We start from the raw sequence: 15,995 nt of genomic DNA, 5'->3' as shown, positions 1-15,995 counted from the left end.
CGACGGAGACCAGCCCGACCACGACGAGCCCGGGTGCAGCGGGCGCACCGGGCGCCGCGACCGCCGGGGCGTCGTCCCTGCTCGACCGACGTCGCCGCGAGCCCGCCCTGCTCGTGCTCGAGGACGGGCGCACGTTCCGCGGCCGCTCCTACGGCGCCGTCGGAGAGACCGTCGGCGAGGCCGTCTTCTCGACCGGCATGACCGGCTACCAGGAGACGCTCACCGACCCGAGCTACCACCGTCAGGTCATCGTCATGACGGCCCCCCACGTCGGCAACACCGGCTGGAACGACGAGGACGACGAGAGCGGCCGCATCTGGGCGGCCGGCTACGTCGTGCGTGACCCCGCCCTGCGCAGCTCGAGCTGGCGCGCCACCCGCGAGCTCGAGGACGAGCTCGCGGCCCAGGACGTCGTCGGCGTCTGCGGCCTCGACACCCGGGCCCTGACCCGGCACCTGCGCGAGCGCGGCTCGATGCGGGTCGGCCTCTTCAGCGGCGACGCCGCCGGCCGGCCCGAGTCCGAGCTGCTCGAGACCGTGCGCACCAGCCCCCGCATGAGCGGAGCCGCCCTCGCGGCCGAGGTCAGCACCGACGAGGCCTACGTCGTGCCGGCGGTGGGGGAGCGGCGCTTCACCGTCGCCGCCGTCGACCTCGGCATCAAGGCGATGACCCCGCAGCGCCTCGCCGAGCGAGGTATCGAGGTGCACGTGCTGCCCGCCACCTCCGGCATCGAGGACGTCCTCGCGGTCGGCGACGGGGGGCCCGACGGGGTCTTCTTCTCCAACGGCCCGGGCGACCCCGCCAGCGCCGACCACGAGGTGACGCTCCTGCAGGAGGTGCTGCGCCGCGGCATCCCCTTCTTCGGCATCTGCTTCGGCAACCAGCTGCTCGGCCGCGCCCTCGGCTTCGGCACGTACAAGCTCAAGTACGGCCACCGCGGCATCAACCAGCCGGTCATGGACCGCACGACCGGCAAGGTCGAGGTCACCGCCCACAACCACGGCTTCGCCGTCGACGCCCCGACCGACCGCGAGACCGAGACCCCCTTCGGTCGCGCCCGCGTGTCGCACGTCTGCCTCAACGACGACGTCGTCGAGGGCCTCGAGCTGCTCGACGCGCCGGCCTACTCCGTGCAGTACCACCCCGAGGCCGCGGCCGGCCCGCACGACGCCGGCTACCTCTTCGACCGATTCACCCAGCTCATGACCGAGCGGACCACCGACCACCAGCAGCAGGAGGAGCGGGCCTGATGCCCAAGCGCGACGACATCAAGAGCGTCCTCGTCATCGGGTCCGGCCCGATCGTCATCGGGCAGGCGTGCGAGTTCGACTACTCGGGTACGCAGGCCTGCCGGGTGCTGCGCGAGGAGGGCATCCGCGTCATCCTCGTCAACAGCAACCCGGCGACGATCATGACCGACCCCGAGTTCGCGGACGCGACCTACGTCGAGCCGATCACGCCGGAGTACGTCGAGGCGATCATCGCCAAGGAGCGACCGGATGCCGTGCTCGCCACCCTCGGTGGCCAGACCGCCCTCAACTGCGCGATCGCGTTGCACGAGAAGGGGATTCTCGAGAAGTACGGGTGCCCGCTCATCGGAGCCAACGTCGAGGCCATCGAGCTCGGCGAGGACCGCGAGGCCTTCAAGGGCGTCGTCGAGCGGTGCGGTGCCGAGTCGGCGCGCTCCTTCATCTGCCACACCATGGACGAGTGCCTCGACGCCGCCGAGCAGCTGAGCTACCCCGTCGTCGTGCGGCCCTCGTTCACGATGGGCGGGCTCGGCTCCGGCTTCGCGTACGACGAGAAGGACCTGCGCCGCATCGCCGGCCAGGGCCTGCAGTACAGCCCCACCACCGAGGTGCTCCTCGAGGAGTCGATCCTCGGCTGGAAGGAGTACGAGCTCGAGGTCATGCGCGACAACGCCGACAACGTCGTCGTCGTCTGCTCCATCGAGAACTTCGACCCGATGGGTGTGCACACCGGTGACTCGATCACCGTGGCGCCGGCCCTGACCCTCACCGACCGCGAGTACCAGCGGCTGCGCGACATCGGCATCGCCGTCATCCGCGAGGTCGGGGTCGAGACCGGCGGCTGCAACATCCAGTTCGCCGTCAACCCGGTCGACGGCCGCATCATCGTCATCGAGATGAACCCGCGCGTCTCGCGCTCGTCGGCCCTGGCCTCCAAGGCCACCGGGTTCCCGATCGCCAAGATCGCCGCGAAGATGGCCATCGGCTACACCCTCGACGAGGTGCCGAACGACATCACGCGCGAGACGCCGGCCAGCTTCGAGCCCTCGCTCGACTACGTCGTCGTCAAGGTGCCGCGCTTCGCCTTCGAGAAGTTCCCGGCCGCCGACCCCACGCTGACGACGACGATGAAGTCGGTGGGCGAGGCCATGGCCATCGGCCGCAACTTCACCGAGGCGCTGCAGAAGGCGCTGCGCTCGCTCGAGAAGAAGGGCGCGTCGTTCCACTGGGACGGCGAGCTCACCCCCGCCGCCGCGGCGCGCGCCCTCGAGGAGGCCAAGGTCCCCACCGACGGGCGGATCGTGCTCGTGCAGCAGGCGCTCCGCGGTGGCCACTCCGTCGAGGAGGTGCACGAGGCGACCGGCATCGACCCGTGGTTCCTCGACCAGATGGCGCTCGTCAACGAGGTGGCCGACGAGGTCCGTGCCGCCGACCAGCTGACCCCCGACCTGCTGCGGCTCGCGAAGCAGCACGGCTTCAGCGACGCCCAGATCGCCTCCCTGCGCCGGATGCCGGAGGCCGTGGTCCGCGGCGTGCGTCACGCCCTCGGGGTGCGCCCGGTCTACAAGACCGTGGACACCTGCGCGGCCGAGTTCGCCGCCACGACGCCGTACCACTACTCGTCGTACGACGAGGAGACGGAGGTCGCCCCGCGCGAGCGCCCGGCGGTGCTCATCCTCGGATCGGGCCCGAACCGCATCGGCCAGGGCGTCGAGTTCGACTACTCCTGTGTGCACGCGTCGTTCGCCCTGCGCGACAAGGGTTTCGACACCGTCATGGTCAACTGCAACCCCGAGACCGTGTCGACCGACTACGACACGAGCAGCCGGCTCTACTTCGAGCCGTTGACGCTCGAGGACGTCCTCGAGGTCATCCACGCCGAGACGCTGGCCGGGCCGGTCGCCGGTGTCATCGTGCAGCTCGGCGGCCAGACACCGCTCGGCCTGGCCAAGGCTCTCGCCGCCGAGGGGGTCCCGATCGTCGGCACCTCGCCCGACGCCATCCACCTCGCCGAGGACCGCGGCGCCTTCGGCCAGGTGCTCGCCCGTGCGGGCCTCATCGCCCCGAAGCACGGCACCGCCGTCAGCCCCGAGCAGGCCCTCGCGGTCGCCCGAGAGATCGGCTACCCGGTGCTCGTGCGTCCGTCGTACGTGCTCGGCGGCCGCGGCATGGTCATCGTCTACGACGACGACTCGCTCGTCACCTACGTCGAGAAGGCCACCGAGGCCTCACCCGACCACCCGGTGCTCATCGACCGCTTCCTCGACGACGCCATCGAGATCGACGTCGACGCGCTCTTCGACGGCGAGGACATGTACCTCGGCGGCATCATGGAGCACGTCGAGGAGGCCGGCATCCACTCGGGTGACAGCTCGTGCACGCTGCCGCCGGCGACGCTCGGCGACGGTGAGCTCGAGCGGGTCCGCGTGGCGACACGACAGCTGGCCGAGGGCATCGGCGTCCGCGGTCTGATGAACGTCCAGTTCGCCCTCGCGCAGGACATCCTCTACGTCATCGAGGCCAACCCGCGCGCCTCGCGCACGGTGCCGTTCGTGGCCAAGGCCACCGGCGTGCCGATCGCGAGCGCCGCGGCCCGGGTCATGCTGGGCGCCACGGTGCAGCAGCTGCGCGACGAGGGCATGCTGCCGCCGCACGGTGACGGTGGCTCGATGCCGGCCCACGCGCCGGTCTCCTGCAAGGAGGCGGTGCTGCCCTTCAAGCGGTTCCGCACCAAGGAGGGCGTCGCCGTCGACTCGCTGCTCGGGCCAGAGATGCGCTCGACCGGCGAGGTCATGGGCATCGACAAGGACTTCGGCACCGCCTTCTCGAAGGCGCAGACCGGTGGCGGCTCGGCCCTGCCGCGCTCGGGCGCCGTCTTCGTGTCGGTCGCCAACCGCGACAAGCGAGCGATGCTCTTCCCGGTGAAGCGCCTCGTCGACCTCGGCTTCACCATCCTCGCCACGAGCGGCACGGCGGCGGTGCTCAAGCGCAACGGCATCGAGGCGACGGTGGTCCGCAAGATCACCGAGCGCTCGGGGGAGGGCGAGGCCGGAGAGCGCTCAATCGTCGACCTCATCGAGGACGGCACCGTGCAGATGGTGGTCAACACCCCCTCGGGGCAGGACGCGCGCGCCGACGGCTACGCCATCCGCGCCGCGACGACGAGCGCCGACAAGCCGATCGTCACGACCATCGCGACCCTCGCGGCGGCCGTGCTCGGCATCGAGGCGCAGCTCACCGAGACGATCCGGGTGACCTCACTGCAGGACCATGCCCGTGCCCTCGACCTCTACGGTCGCGGCACTCGCGACGCCGCCGACACGGCCGCCGACACCTCCGCCGTCACGGTGTCGGACGCCCCGACGGGGACGTCCGCCGACGCCGACGCCGCCTCGCCCCACGACGTCGCCGAGGTCGAGGCCGGGGTGACGGCGTGAACGACCTGCCCACCCAGCCGGTCTCGGCCGCACGGCGGGCGCGGGTCGTGCAGGAGCAGGCCGAGCTCGTCGCCACCACGCGGGTGGGTGCCTACCAGCACCTGACCCTCGCCTCGCCCGGCGTGGCCGGCCTGGCGAGACCGGGCCAGTTCGTCGCCCTCGCCGTCGGTGACGAGTCGTCGGGGACGCTTCTGCGGCGGTCGTTCTCGATCCACAAGGTGACCCCGGGCCCGTCGTCGAACGGCGCGGGGGGCACCGTCGAGATCGTCGTCTCGGCCGTCGGGGCCGGCACGCGGTGGATCACCTCGCGGCAGGTGCACGACCGCATCGACGTCGTCGGACCGGTCGGGCGCGCCTTCCCGCTGCCGACCGCGCCGGTGCCGTGCGTCCTCGTCGGCGGCGGCTACGGCAGCGCCCCGCTGTTCTGGCTCGCCGGCGAGCTGCGGGAGCGCGGCTGCACCGTCGACATCGTGCTCGGGGCCGCCAGCGAGGACCGCCTGTTCGGTGTGCTCGAGGCCCGACGCAGCTGCGACGGCGTCACCGTGACGACCGACGACGGGAGCGCCGGCGTGAAGGGCTGGGTCAGCGACGTGCTGCCCGACGTCATCGACCGCCGCGGTGCCGGCGTCGTCTACGCCTGCGGTCCGATGGGCATGCTGCGCGCGGTCAGCGACGTCGCGGCGGCGCACGGGGCGGTGGCCCAGGTCGCGGTCGAGGAGGCCATGGCCTGCGGCATCGGCATCTGCATGACCTGCGTCATGCCGGTGGTCGGCAGCGACGGCCTCACCCGCATGGTCCGCTCGTGCGTCGAGGGGCCGGTGTTCCGCGGCGACCGCGTGCGCTGGGACGCCGTCACGCCCACCGGCGCGGTCGTGCCACCGGATGCCGTCGGCGCCCCCCGGGCGGTGACGCGCTGATGGTCGACATGTCCACCACGCTGGGGGCCCGCCGTCTCGCGAACCCGCTCATGACGGCATCCGGCTGCGCGGCCAACGGGCAGGAGCTGCACCGCTTCTTCGACGTCTCCGAGCTGGGCGCGTTCGTGACGAAGTCGGTGATGTCCGAGCCGCGTTCGGGTCGCGGCACCCCGCGCATGGCCGAGACGCCGTCAGGGATGCTCAACTCGATCGGCCTTCAGGGGCCGGGCATCCAGGCGTTCGTCGAGCACGACCTGCCCTGGCTGGCGTCGGTCGGGGCGACGGTACTGCCGTCGATCGCCGGGGGCTCGGCGACCGAGTTCGCCCACGTGGCAGCGGTTCTGCGCTCGAGCGACGCCTTCGGCTGCGTGGCCGGCGTCGAGGTCAACATCTCGTGCCCCAACGTCGCCAACCGCGGTCTCGTCTTCGCCTGCGACCCGCTGTCGTCCGCGAAGGTCATCGCCCTCGTGCGCGAGCAGGTGCCGCGCGACGTGCCGATCTTCGCCAAGCTGAGCCCCGACGTCACCGACATCACGGCCATCGCGGCGGCCTGCGTCAAGGCGGGTGCCGACGGCCTCACGATGATCAACACCCTGCTCGGCATGAGCATCGACACCGACCGGCTGCGCCCCCACCTCGGTGGGGTGACCGGCGGGCTGAGCGGACCCGGCATCCGGCCCGTCGCGGTGCGTGCCGTGTGGCAGGTGCGCGCGGCGATGGACGAGGGCCGCATGCCGACCGTGCCGATCATCGGGGTGGGCGGCGTACGCACGGGCACCGACGCGCTCGAGCTCGTCGCCGCGGGCGCCAGCGCCGTGCAGGTCGGGACGGCCAGCTTCAACGACCCGACCGCACCGGTGCGCGTGCTACGCGAGCTCACCGGTCTGCTCGAGGAGAAGGGCTTCGCCACCTTCGACGAGGTCGTCGGCATCGCGCACGGACGGCAGGGGGAGTCATGACGTCACCGTTCGGCACGCGGTTGCAGCGGGCCATGCAGTCCCGCGGCCCGCTCTGCGCCGGCCTCGACCCGCACCGGTCGCTCGTCGAGGCGTGGGGCCTGACCTACGACCTCGCCGGTCTCGAGCGCTTCACCATGACGTGCGTCGAGGCGTTCGGCGGGCAGGTGGCCGTGGTCAAGCCGCAGTCGGCCTTCTTCGAGGTGTTCGGCAGCCGGGGGATCGCCGTGCTCGAGCGGGCGTTGACCGACCTGCACGACGCGGGCACGCTGACGCTGCTCGACGCCAAGCGCGGCGACATCGGCTCGACGATGAGCGCCTACGCGGAGGCGTTCCTCGGGCCCGACGCCGTGGCGCCCGCCGACGCGCTCACCGTGAGCCCGTACCTGGGCTACGAGTCGCTGCGCCCCGCGCTCGACCTGGCCGACCGCACCGGTCGCGGCGTCTTCGTCCTCGCCCTCACCTCGAACCCCGAGGGCGCCTCGGTGCAGCACGCCGTGCCGCGGCACGGCCCCGGCTCCGTGGCCGCCTCGGTCGTCGAGGGGGCGACGGTCGACAACGCGCTGGCCCGTGAGCGTGGCTCGCTCGGCAGCGTCGGGCTCGTCGTCGGCGCGACCGTCGGCACCGCCGTCAGCGACCTCGGCCTCGACCTCGTCACGGCGGCGACGCCGGTGCTCGCGCCGGGTTTCGGCGCGCAGGGCGGCACCGTCGACCAGCTGCGCGCGACCTTCGGGCCAGCCCTGTCGCAGGTGCTCGTGTCGTCGAGCCGTGAGCTGTTGCAGTCGGGCCCGGATGCCGGTGCGCTGCGTGAGCACGCCCGTCGCCTCGCCGGCGAGCTGGCCGAGTCGCTCTCGGCCTGACGTCGCCCGCCCCGGAGGCGTCGGGAAGTGGCCTCTCGACGGTCAGGGGGTGGAGTGCGTCGGGAAATGGCCTCTCGACGGTTCGGGGTTGAGCGCGTCGGGTCGTTCGGGCGGAGGTGATCCGCGACCACCCGTGGTCGCGCATCACCTCCACCCGGGGTGCGACCGCGGGAGGACGACCGTGCACAGAGAACGGACCTACGGTGAGGCCATGAGCCGCTCCCTCCGCCCCCCGGTCACCTCGACGCGCGCGCGCCGCGGCGTGGTCACGGCCGCCCTCGCCGCCGCGACCCTCCTCGGTGCGGGCGCCTGCTCGGCCGTCTCCGACACCGCCGGTGCCGCGGCCGGGGCCGCCGCCTCGGCCGGCGCGTCGGCCGCCTCGTCGGCGGGGTCGGACGCCTACTGCGCGGCCCTGCGCAACGCGACGACCGCCTGGAGCGACGCGGGGGCGTCGCTGGCCGACAGCGGCACGGCGGCGAAGTTCGTCGAGACCGTCAAGTCGATCGAGGCCGTCGCGCCCGAGCAGGTCAAGCAGCAGTGGGCCTCGCTCGAGCAGGTCTACGAGAAGTTCACCTCGGGCAACCGCGACCTCACGGCCCTCACCGGGGAGCTGAGCACGCTGCGCCAGAACGCCCAGACGATCGAGGAGCACGCCAAGAGCACGTGCCAGGTCGACCTGGCCGGCGGCTCGGGCGCGGGCGGCTGACGCGGGCCGCGTTGCGACCGCGGCGACCACCTCGCTAGGTTCGGAGCAGGACACCCGTACCGCCCAGCCCCCGCACGATGCGAGCCCACCCGCGCTCGCCACCGAGGAGACCGTCGACCGTGGCTCTACCCCCGCTCACCCCCGAGCAGCGCGCCCAGGCACTCGAGAAGGCCGCCGCCGCTCGTCGCGAACGGGCCGCGGTGAAGAACCGGCTCAAGTACTCGAGCGGTTCGCTGTCCGAGGTCATCGAGGGCGGTCGCACCGACCCGGTCGTGGGCAAGATGAAGGTCACCGAGCTGCTCGAGGCGATGCCCGGGGTCGGTCGGGTCCGGGCTCGCGCCATCATGGCCGAGGTCGGCATCGCCGAGTCGCGTCGCGTGCGTGGGCTCGGGGCCAACCAGGTCGCCGCCCTGCTCCGCCGTTTCGAGCGACCGTGAGCACCGAGCCTGTCGCGCCCGTGGCCGCACCTCGCCGCGGACGCCTCGTCGTGCTGGCGGGCCCGACCGCCGTGGGCAAGGGGACCATGTCCGCCTACGTGCGCACGCACTTCCCCGGCATCTGGTTCTCCGTGTCGATGACGACCCGCCGCCCGCGGCCCGGCGAGGTCGACGGTGTGCACTACCACTTCGTCGACGACCAGGAGTTCGACCGCCTCGTCGACGCGGGGGAGTTCCTCGAGTACGCCGTCGTGCACGGCATCGCGAAGTACGGCACCCCGCGCGGACCCGTCGAGCGGGCCGTCCGCGAGGGCCGCGACGCTCTCCTCGAGATCGACCTGCAGGGGGCCCGCCAGGTGCGTGAGTCGTGGCCCGACGCCCTCTTCGTCTTCCTCGCCCCGCCGAGCTGGGACGAGCTCGTGCGCCGCCTCGTCGGGCGCGGCACCGAGGACGAGGCCGAGCGGGAGCGACGGCTCGCCACCGCCCGGGCCGAGCTGGCCGCCCAGCCGGAGTTCGACGAGGTCATCGTCAACGACGACGTTCGTCGGGCGAGCGAAGAACTCGTATCATTGATGCGGTCGGGGCCGGCCGCGAGGTGAGCCCCGACCTCGTCGTGCGTCCGGCCCACCCGCCGTCGCACGGCCCGGCGGGCCCGTACGGCGCCCGCTGACCACGAGAACCCGAACGAAACGAGATCACCGTGTCCGGTACGCAGGCAGCTCCCATCGGCATCACCAACCCGCCGATCGACGACCTCCTGACGATCGCCGACTCCAAGTACGCGCTCGTCATCTACTCCGCCAAGCGTGCGCGCCAGATCAACGCCTACTACTCGCAGCTGCAGGAGGGCCTGCTCGACTACGTCGGCCCGCTCGTCGAGACCGAGGTCCACGAGAAGCCGCTGTCGATCTCTCTGCGCGAGATCAACGAGGGCCTGCTCACCTCCGAGCCGACCGAGGCCTGAGCCCCGCCGTGCCGCAGCCGCAGGGCACTGGCGGCCAGCGCGTCGTCCTCGGCGTCGCCGGGGGTATCGCCGCCTACAAGGCCGCCCTGCTGCTGCGGCTGTTCACCGAGTCGGGCCACGACGTCACCGTCGTCCCGACCGCCGCGGCCCTCGAGTTCGTGGGCGCCCCCACGTGGGCGGCCCTCTCGGGCAAGCCGGTGCACGCCGACGTCTGGAGCGGCGTGCACGAGGTGCCGCACGTTCGCATCGGCAAGACGGCCGACCTCGTCGTCGTCGCCCCGGCCACGGCCGACGTCCTGGCCCGCGCCGCGCACGGCCTCGCGAACGACCTGCTCACCAACACCCTGCTGACGGCCCGCTGCCCGGTCGTCTTCGCGCCGGCGATGCACACCGAGATGTGGGAGCACCCGGCCACCCGGGCCAACGTCGCCCTCCTGCGCGAGCGCGGCTGCCACGTCATCGAACCCGCGGCCGGTCGCCTCACGGGCACCGACACCGGGCCGGGTCGCCTGCCCGAGCCCGACGACATCTACACCGCCTGCCTCGAGCTGCTCGATGGTCACGCGACCACCGGCCTCACGGCATCCGAGGTTCCGACGGAGATGGCAGCGACGACGGGCACGGAGGGCGACACCGGTTCTCCGGGCGATCTCGCCGGACGCCACGTCGTCGTCTCGGCGGGCGGCACGCGCGAGCCGCTCGACCCGGTGCGCTACCTCGGCAACCACAGCTCGGGCAAGCAGGGTCTGGCCATCGCGCGGGCGGCCCTCCGACGGGGAGCCGACGTCACCCTCGTCGCCGCCAACGTGACCCTCGAAGCGCCGGCGGGTGCCCGGGTGGTCGAGGTGATGACCACCGCCGAGCTGCAGGAGGCGGTGCTGACCGCGGCCGCCGGCGCCGACGCCGTCGTCATGGCCGCCGCCCCCGCCGACTTCCGCCCGGCCACGGTGAGCGGCTCGAAGATCAAGAAGGACGCCGCCGACCCCGACGCCGGCCTCACCGTCGAGCTCGTCCCCAACCCTGACATCGTGCGCTCCCTCGTGGCGCAGCGCGACACCCACGGTGCCCCGACGTCCTCCGGCAGGGCGGGTGAGGATGCCGGTCGGCGGGCCCTGCCGGTCATCGTCAGCTTCGCGGCCGAGACCGGCGACGCGCAGGGCAGCGTGCTCGAGCACGCGCGGGCCAAGTTCGCGCGCAAGGGGAGCGACGTGCAGGTCGTCAACGAGGTCGGCATCGGGAAGGCCTTCGGGCAGGACGAGAACACGGTGCACCTCATGCGCCGCGGCACCGACGAAGTGCTCTCCGTCGGCCCGGCGTCGAAGGACGTCGTCGCCGACGCCGTGCTCGACGCCGTCGTCGACGCCCTGGGCTGACCGCCCGGCGCGGTGACGTCCGGGCCCCTGCGGGGCGAGGACCCGCGAGGCGGACGGGCCCCCGGCTGCCGTGGTCGCGACGGCTATGCTCGCCCCGGGTCGGCACGGTCGCACCCGGACGGGGTGCACGGCATCCACCGGCGTTCACGACCGACCCGACGACCTGTCACGAACCCGACCTAGGGAGAAGTCAGTGCCCGCACGCCTGTTCACGTCCGAGTCCGTCACCGAGGGCCACCCGGACAAGATCTGTGACCAGATCAGCGACTCGATCCTCGACGCGCTGCTGCGCGAGGACCCCCGGGCGCGGGTGGCCGTCGAGACCATGGTGACGACCGGTCTCGTGCACGTGGCGGGCGAGGTCTCGACGACGGGCTACGTCGAGATCCCCAAGCTCGTGCGCGACACGATCCTCGAGGTCGGGTACGACGGCTCGCAGAAGGGCTTCGACGGGCGCACGTGCGGCGTCTCCATCAGCATCGGCGCCCAGTCGCCCGACATCGCGCAGGGCGTCGACACCGCGCACGAGAACCGCCACGGCGGCGTCGACCCGCTCGACAACCAGGGCGCCGGCGACCAGGGCCTGATGTTCGGCTACGCCTGCGACGACACCGCCGAGCTGCTGCCGCTGCCGATCTACCTCGCCCACCGCCTCGCCGAGCGCCTCACCACCGTGCGCAAGAGCGAGGAGGTCGCCTACCTGCGGCCCGACGGCAAGACCCAAGTGACCATCGCCTACGACGGCGACCGGGCCGTGCGCCTCGACACCGTCGTGCTCTCGACCCAGCACGCCCCCGACGTCTCGCTCGAGGGGATGCTCGAGCCCGACATCAAGGCGCACGTCTTCGAGCCCGTGCTCGCCGAGCTCGCGGCCGCCGGCACGGACCTCGACACGAGCGATTTCCGCGCCCTCATCAACCCGACCGGCCGTTTCGAGATCGGCGGCCCGATGGGCGACGCCGGGCTCACCGGCCGCAAGATCATCGTCGACACCTACGGCGGCATGGCCCGCCACGGCGGTGGCGCCTTCTCGGGCAAGGACCCGAGCAAGGTCGACCGCTCGGCCGCCTACGCCATGCGCTGGGTCGCGAAGAACATCGTCGCCGCCGGTCTGGCCCGTCGCTGCGAGGTGCAGGTCGCGTACGCCATCGGCAAGGCCCAGCCGGTCGGCCTCTACGTCGAGACCTTCGGCACCGAGACCAAGCCGGTCGACGCCATCCAGGACGCCATCACGACGGTCTTCGACCTGCGCCCCGCCGCCATCGTCGAGGCGCTCGACCTGCTGCGCCCGATCTACAAGCCGACCGCCGCCTACGGGCACTTCGGCCGCACCTCGGCGCCCGGCGTCGAGAACCCCTTCACGTGGGAGCGCACCGACCGTGTGGACGCGCTGAGGTCCGCCCTCGGCGCCTGAGGCTACATTCGCCTCGTGCCAGAGGTGCCCGAGGTGAGCGACACGACCGACGAGGGGCGACCGGCCGACCGGCCGGTCGCGGCCGTCGTCGTGGAAACACCGCTCGCCCACCTCGACCGCGTCTTCGAGTACGCCGTCCCGCCCGAGTTGGCGTCGGATGCCGTCGTCGGCGCCCGCGTGCGGGTGCGGTTCGCGGGCCGTGACCTCGAGGGCTTCGTCGTCGAGCGACGCGAGCGGCCCGAGCACGCCGGCCGGCTCGCCGACCTGCGGCGGGTGGTGAGCCCCGAGCCGGTGCTGACCCCCGAGGTGCTGCGCCTCGCCCGAGCCGTCGCCGACCGGTATGCCGGCACCCTGAGCGACGTTCTGCGCCTCGCCGTGCCCAAGCGACACGCGACCGCCGAGCGCAACCTGCCGCTGGAGCCGCCCGTTCTGCCGGAACCGAAGGCGCCGGCGGCGCCGGCCGAACCGTGGGGCGACGGAGAGCGAACGGCCGGCGAGCCCGCGAGTGGCCGCGTCCCACCCGAGCCGGGGCCGTGGTCGGCCTACCCGGCGGGGCCGGCCTGGCTGCGTCGGGTCGCGTCGGGGGAGGGGCCCGCGGCGGCGTGGACTGCGCTGCCCGGCCGCGGCCCCTCCGACGACTGGCCCCGCGCTCTCGCCGTCGCCGCCGAGGCGGCCCTGGCCGGAGGTCGTGGCGCCCTACTCGTCGTCCCCGACCACCGCGACGTCGACCGGCTCGACGCCGCCCTCACGGAGGTGCTGGGCGCGGGTCGTCACGTGCGGCTCACCGCCGACCAGGGTCCGCAGGCGCGGTACACGGCGTGGCTCAAGGTGCTGCGCGGGCACGTCCGCGTCGTCATCGGCACCCGGGCTGCCGCCTTCGCGCCGGTGCACGACCTCGGCCTCGTCGGGTGGTGGGACGACGGCGACGATCTGCTGACCGAGCCCCGGGCGCCCTACCACCACACGGGCGTGGTGCTCACGACGCGGGTAGAGCAGTCGGGCGCCGCGCTGCTCGTGGGCGGTTTCGTGCGCAGCCTGCGCGTGCAGGCGGAGGTCGACGCGGGCCGGCTCGTTCCCGTCGTGGCCGAGCCGGCCGGCATCCGGGCGGCGGCGCCGAGGGTGGCCGTCGCGGGGGAGGGCGCCGACGAGGAGCGCGACGGCCCGGGGGCCCGCGCCCACCTGCCCTCACGGGCGTGGCGGGTCGCCAAGGACGCCCTCGTCGACGGCCCCGTGCTGCTCCAGGTGCCTCGCCGCGGCTACCTGCCGTCGCTGTCGTGCGCCGAGTGCCGCACCCCGGTGCGCTGCACGCGCTGCCAGGGGCCGATGGCCCTCGGGTCGCGGGGCGCCCCGCCGTCGTGCCGGTGGTGCGGCAGCGGCCTGCCCGTCAGCGGGTTCGAGTGCGGCGAGTGCGGTTCGCGCCGGCTCCGCTCCTCGGTGACGGGCGCCCGGCGCACCGCGGAGGAGATCGGGCGCGCCTTCCCGGGGGCGGCGGTCGTGACGTCCGGGTCGGGGGAGGTGCTCGGGTCCGTGCCCGGCGACCCGGCCCTCGTGATCGCCACCCCTGGTGCCGAGCCGGTCGCGGTGGGCGGCTACAGCGCCGTGCTGCTGCTCGACGCCTGGGCCAGCCTCGACCTGCCGGTGCTCGACGCACCGATCGAGTCGCTGCGCCGGTGGGCGGCCGCCGCAGCCCTCGCCCGGCCCGGCCGTGCCGTCGTCCTGTGTGGGGTGCCCGACGTCGTCGCCCTGCCCGCGGTCGAGGCCCTCGTCCGGTGGGACCCCGCCTGGCTGGCCGAGCGAGAGCTGGCCGAGCGCCGTGAGCTCGGGCTGCCCCCGGCGGCCAGGTACGCGCAGCTGACCGGCAGCCGTCGTGCCCTCGAGGCGTCGCTGCACGACCTCCGCCTGCCTGACGGCGCCTCGGTGCTCGGGCCGATGCCGCTGCCCGCGGCGGCCCGGGTCGGCGGCGACCGTGCCGACCGTGCCGACCGCGCCGGTGGGGCCGACGCGCCGGGTGCAGGCGGACGGGCCCCGGCCGACCGCCACGCCCTCGTGCGGATCGACCCCGGGCGCACGTCCGAGCTGACGAGCGCCCTGCAGGCCCTCAAGGCACTGCGCTCGGCGCGCAAGGAGCTCGAGCCCGTGGGTGTGCGGGTTGACCCTCTGGAGGGCTGGTGAGACGGGCATGAAGCCGGACGAGAGGGCGGAAGCCGACGCGGCGCTGGAGGCGGCGCGTCGGCTGAGCCGGGCGGCCGCGGCGGTCGAGCGCCGGCTGGTCGAGGCGGCGGGCGGGCCGCGGCCGGACCGGGAGGTGCCCGGTGGGGTGACGGCCGAGGTCCGGGTCGCGCTGCGCGACGCCACCGAGGCGCTGGAGGCGGTGGAGCAGGCCGTGGCCGACCGGCATCCGGCTGCGTCTGGATCCGCAACCACCACATCGAGGGTGGCCGAGGGCGGCGCCGCTCTGCCGGCCGTCGAGGTGACCGTGCCCGTGCTCGGCGTCGACGGCTGCAAGGCGGGCTGGGTGGGAGCCGTGCTCGAGCCCGGGGCGCCACGGCCACGGGTCGCCGTGGCCGCCACCATCGGGGCGCTCGTCGAGACCGTGCGTCGGTCGACGGGTCTGCGCGTCGTCGCCGTCGACATGCCCATCGGCCTGCCCGACAGCAGCACACGGCAGGCCGACGCGCTCGCGCGCAGGGCTCTGCCGGGCAAGGCGTCGACCATCTTCTCGACCCTGACACGCGAGGCGTACGCCGCCGCGAGCCGGGCCGAGGCCGACGTCGTCAACCGGCTGCGGTGTGGCCAGGGGGTAGGCGCCCAGGCCTTCGCCCTGCACGCCAAGGTGCGCGAGGTCGACGCGTGGCTGCGGTCACGACCCACCGTCGAGGTGGTCGAGGCGCACCCCGAGCTGTCCTTCGCGACGATGGCCGGTGCACCGCTTCTGCCGAACAAGAAGACGCCCGAGGGTCGCGCGGCTCGGTTGGCCGCCCTGCGCGCGGGCGGGCTGGCCTCGCCGAGCGTCCTCGAGGGCTCCGGCTACGCGGCCGACGACGTGCTCGACGCGTGCGCCGTGGCCTGGACGGCGGTCCGCCACGCCGCGGGCGACTCCGTGTCGCGGCCCGACCCGCCAGAGGTGTTCTCCGACGGGCTGCCCGCGGCCATCCGAACCTGAGCCCTCGGGTCGGTCACCGGCTGGCCGCGCGGCGGCCACCTTGTCATGCGGGCCCATGGCCTTCCTGGCCAGCGACTATCTGGAGCTGAAGGCCCCGTTGGGAACTCGCGCCGTCAGCCGAGCTCAAGACGGCACGGAGCTAGAAGTCCGCCCGCCCTAGCGAGTGAGCACGGACTCGCCGAGTGGTCGTAGTCCCGAGAGCTCTCACCCGTCGCGCCTTGACGGCACATCAGCGCCAGCTGCACGCACGTCCGCTTCTCGGCAGATCCGGTAAGTCGGCAAGCGCCCGAGCGACGCCGGCCCGGCGAGCCTCTGAGACCGGCCCGGTCCAGGGCCGGGGCGGGTGGTGCAGCGCTGGGACGCTGCGAAGCCCTCTAGGCCTCACAGGAGACGGTGTGCTTGCCGGCCCTCGACTGTGGGCCTTTTCTCCCGAATGCACCCGTCGTGACCGACGTCGGGACGGACGTGGCCTGGGTCGGCGTGCGCCCCGTGTGAGGCCGGCGGCCATGGCAGGCGTG

At 73.6% G+C, this 15,995-nt stretch carries 13 protein-coding genes; all 13 read left to right on the top strand.

All coding sequences use genetic code 11. The features are described from left to right. The first annotated feature begins 77 nt into the window (after window positions 1–77). The 13 genes from carA to DFJ68_RS08265 all read left to right on the top strand — a co-directional run bounded on the left by carA (window position 78) and on the right by DFJ68_RS08265 (window position 15,477). Window positions 78–1,250 carry a glutamine-hydrolyzing carbamoyl-phosphate synthase small subunit gene (gene carA, locus DFJ68_RS08325; protein ID WP_121035217.1) on the top strand — a complete coding sequence of 391 codons (1,173 nt, stop codon included), beginning with the start codon at window positions 78–80 and terminating at the stop codon, window positions 1,248–1,250. Then, entirely contained in the window at window positions 1,250–4,687 is a 3,438-nt protein-coding gene (carB, locus tag DFJ68_RS08320; RefSeq protein ID WP_245963541.1) for a carbamoyl-phosphate synthase large subunit, read from the top strand. Before carA ends, carB begins: the two co-directional genes overlap by 1 nt. Continuing rightward, entirely contained in the window at window positions 4,684–5,604 is a 921-nt protein-coding gene (locus tag DFJ68_RS08315; protein ID WP_338067413.1) for a dihydroorotate dehydrogenase electron transfer subunit, read from the top strand. Before carB ends, DFJ68_RS08315 begins: the two co-directional genes overlap by 4 nt. An 8-nt stretch (window positions 5,605–5,612) precedes the next feature. Continuing rightward, window positions 5,613–6,563 (top strand): dihydroorotate dehydrogenase, encoded by a 951-nt coding sequence (locus tag DFJ68_RS08310; RefSeq protein ID WP_245963540.1) that lies wholly within the window; start codon window positions 5,613–5,615, stop codon window positions 6,561–6,563. After that, entirely contained in the window at window positions 6,560–7,420 is an 861-nt protein-coding gene (pyrF, locus tag DFJ68_RS08305) for an orotidine-5'-phosphate decarboxylase (RefSeq protein WP_121032334.1), read from the top strand. Before DFJ68_RS08310 ends, pyrF begins: the two co-directional genes overlap by 4 nt. A gap of 211 nt (window positions 7,421–7,631) precedes the next feature. Next, entirely contained in the window at window positions 7,632–8,126 is a 495-nt protein-coding gene (locus DFJ68_RS08300) for a hypothetical protein (RefSeq protein ID WP_121032333.1), read from the top strand. 119 nt (window positions 8,127–8,245) lie between these two features. Next, window positions 8,246–8,563 carry an integration host factor, actinobacterial type gene (gene mihF, locus DFJ68_RS08295; protein WP_121032332.1) on the top strand — a complete coding sequence of 106 codons (318 nt, stop codon included), beginning with the start codon at window positions 8,246–8,248 and terminating at the stop codon, window positions 8,561–8,563. An 86-nt stretch (window positions 8,564–8,649) separates the two neighbouring features. Further along, complete coding sequence (gmk, locus tag DFJ68_RS08290) at window positions 8,650–9,162, top strand: guanylate kinase (protein WP_245963780.1); 513 nt, start codon at window positions 8,650–8,652, stop codon at window positions 9,160–9,162. 101 nt (window positions 9,163–9,263) lie between these two features. Then, entirely contained in the window at window positions 9,264–9,527 is a 264-nt protein-coding gene (gene rpoZ, locus DFJ68_RS08285; RefSeq protein WP_121032331.1) for a DNA-directed RNA polymerase subunit omega, read from the top strand. Between the two features lie 8 nt (window positions 9,528–9,535). Then, window positions 9,536–10,900: a bifunctional phosphopantothenoylcysteine decarboxylase/phosphopantothenate synthase gene (locus tag DFJ68_RS08280; RefSeq protein WP_121032330.1), complete on the top strand. Its 1,365-nt coding sequence runs from the start codon at window positions 9,536–9,538 to the stop codon at window positions 10,898–10,900. 193 nt (window positions 10,901–11,093) lie between these two features. Next, entirely contained in the window at window positions 11,094–12,314 is a 1,221-nt protein-coding gene (gene metK / locus DFJ68_RS08275) for a methionine adenosyltransferase (RefSeq protein WP_211333293.1), read from the top strand. 33 nt (window positions 12,315–12,347) lie between these two features. Then, complete coding sequence (locus tag DFJ68_RS08270; RefSeq protein ID WP_121035214.1) at window positions 12,348–14,486, top strand: primosomal protein N' family DNA-binding protein; 2,139 nt, start codon at window positions 12,348–12,350, stop codon at window positions 14,484–14,486. A gap of 7 nt (window positions 14,487–14,493) precedes the next feature. Continuing rightward, entirely contained in the window at window positions 14,494–15,477 is a 984-nt protein-coding gene (locus DFJ68_RS08265; RefSeq protein WP_121032328.1) for a DUF429 domain-containing protein, read from the top strand. Window positions 15,478–15,995 lie beyond the last annotated feature (518 nt).

The organism is Terracoccus luteus, assembly GCF_003635045.1.
In the GTDB taxonomy this organism is placed as follows: domain Bacteria; phylum Actinomycetota; class Actinomycetes; order Actinomycetales; family Dermatophilaceae; genus Terracoccus; species Terracoccus luteus.
The sequence above is the reverse complement of the archived record's forward strand: the minus strand, read 5'-3'. Positions and strand labels throughout refer to the sequence as shown.

Bases quoted from the DNA above. Each gene is read 5' to 3' on its own strand.
- carB (WP_245963541.1), top strand. From the start codon at position 1,250: ATGCCCAAGCGCGACGACATCAAGAGCGTCCTCGTCATCGGGTCCGGC.
- DFJ68_RS08310 (WP_245963540.1), top strand. From the start codon at position 5,613: ATGTCCACCACGCTGGGGGCCCGCCGTCTCGCGAACCCGCTCATGACG.
- pyrF (WP_121032334.1), top strand. From the start codon at position 6,560: ATGACGTCACCGTTCGGCACGCGGTTGCAGCGGGCCATGCAGTCCCGC.
- DFJ68_RS08300 (WP_121032333.1), top strand. From the start codon at position 7,632: ATGAGCCGCTCCCTCCGCCCCCCGGTCACCTCGACGCGCGCGCGCCGC.
- gmk (WP_245963780.1), top strand. From the start codon at position 8,650: ATGTCCGCCTACGTGCGCACGCACTTCCCCGGCATCTGGTTCTCCGTG.
- DFJ68_RS08265 (WP_121032328.1), top strand. From the start codon at position 14,494: ATGAAGCCGGACGAGAGGGCGGAAGCCGACGCGGCGCTGGAGGCGGCG.